The sequence below is a fragment of the Streptomyces colwelliae genome (assembly GCF_048158785.1).
GTDB lineage: Bacteria > Actinomycetota > Actinomycetes > Streptomycetales > Streptomycetaceae > Streptomyces.
The window spans coordinates 1-1,432 of sequence record NZ_JBLTJC010000787.1; the positions used below are offsets into that span (position 1 = coordinate 1).

Here is a 1,432-nt window from a genome sequence, read left to right on the forward strand (position 1 = left end):
GATGGTGTCCCGCCGAGTGGTGTAGTCACTGGTCGAGCTGATTCGGTTTCTGCTGTGGTGGAAGCTGGGGATCGTCCTCGGTCGGTTGCGTCGTGAGGAGTTCGGCCATGGAGGCTTCGGAGAGGTAGCGGCGGTCGAAGACCTGCCATTCGTCGTGGAGTTCGGCCAGGACCGCGGCGGCGAGCCGGTCGAGGGCGGCGGGGTTGGGGAAGACCTGGACGACGTCGGCCCGCCGTTTGATCTCCCGGTTCAGCCGTTCCAGCGGGTTGGTCGACCAGATCTTCTTCCAGTGCGCGGGCGGGAAGTCGGCGAACGCGGTGATGTCTCCTGCGGCGTCCAACAGCATTGCCTTGACCTGCGGGAACTGTCGTCCGAGCATGTCGGCCACCACGTTCAGTTGGGTGCGGACGGCCTCGCCGGTGGTCTGCGCGAAGATGGTGCGGATGGTCGCGGCGACCATCTCTCCTGAACCCTTCTCGATCACGCTGAAGACGTCTCGCACGAAGTGAACTCGGCATCGTTGCCAGGCCGAGCCGAGGAAGACGGTGCGGATCGCGGCCACCAGGCCGCTGTGGCTGTCGGAGATGACCAGCTGGACGTTTTCCAGACCGCGGGCCCGTAAGGAACGCAGGAACTTCGTCCAGAACGGCTTCGACTCGCTGTCGCCGACCATCAGTCCGAGGATCTCGCGGTGGCCGGTCACGGAGATGCCGGTGCCGATGACCACGGCCTGGGACACGATCCGGTGGTTGACCCGGGCCTTGCAGTAGGTCGCGTCCAGGAAGACGTAAGGGAAGACGGTGTGGTCCAGCGGCCGTTCCTTGAACGCTTCGAGTTCGGCGTCGAGTTCGCCGCAGATCCGCGACACCTGCGACTTCGAGATGCCGCTGTCCGCACCGAGTGCTTTGACCAGGTCGTCGACCGAGCGGGTCGAGACGCCGTGCACGTATGCCTCCATCACCACGGCGAACAGGGCCCGGTCGATGCGCCGGCGGCGTTCGAGCAGGGAGGGGAAGAACGACCCGGTGCGCACCTTGGGGATCTTCAGGTCCAGGTCGCCGGCCTGCGTGGTCAGCAGCCGGTCACGGTGACCGTTGCGCCACGTAGTGCGCTCGCTTGAATGCTCGCCCGGGGCGGCACCGATGGTCTCGGTCGCTTCGGCCTCGATGAGTTCCTGCAGGATGCGCTCGCACAGCATCCTGATCGTCTCAACTCCGTCGGCCGTACGTAGTGACTCCAGCAGCCGCATCAGGTCAGACTGGGACAAGGCCATCGTGCACTCCTCCGGTTGAACTGCCCGTTCACCACGGAGACTTGCGCGATGGCCTGCCCTTGTTCAGGGAGCAGGCACCGCCAGCAGATGCACGCCCCGGGCAGACACCCGCGCGTTCACGAACCTTGACCGGCTACACCACTTCGCGGGACACCATCG

General features: G+C 65.5%; 1 protein-coding gene. It reads right to left on the minus strand.

The genetic code is table 11. From position 1 onward, the window contains the following. Nucleotides 1-25 precede the first annotated feature (25 nt). Nucleotides 26-1,273 (minus strand): IS256 family transposase, encoded by a 1,248-nt coding sequence (locus ACNFOC_RS54350; RefSeq protein ID WP_328934976.1) that lies wholly within the window; start codon nucleotides 1,271-1,273, stop codon nucleotides 26-28. Between the last annotated feature and the right edge of the window lie 159 nt (nucleotides 1,274-1,432).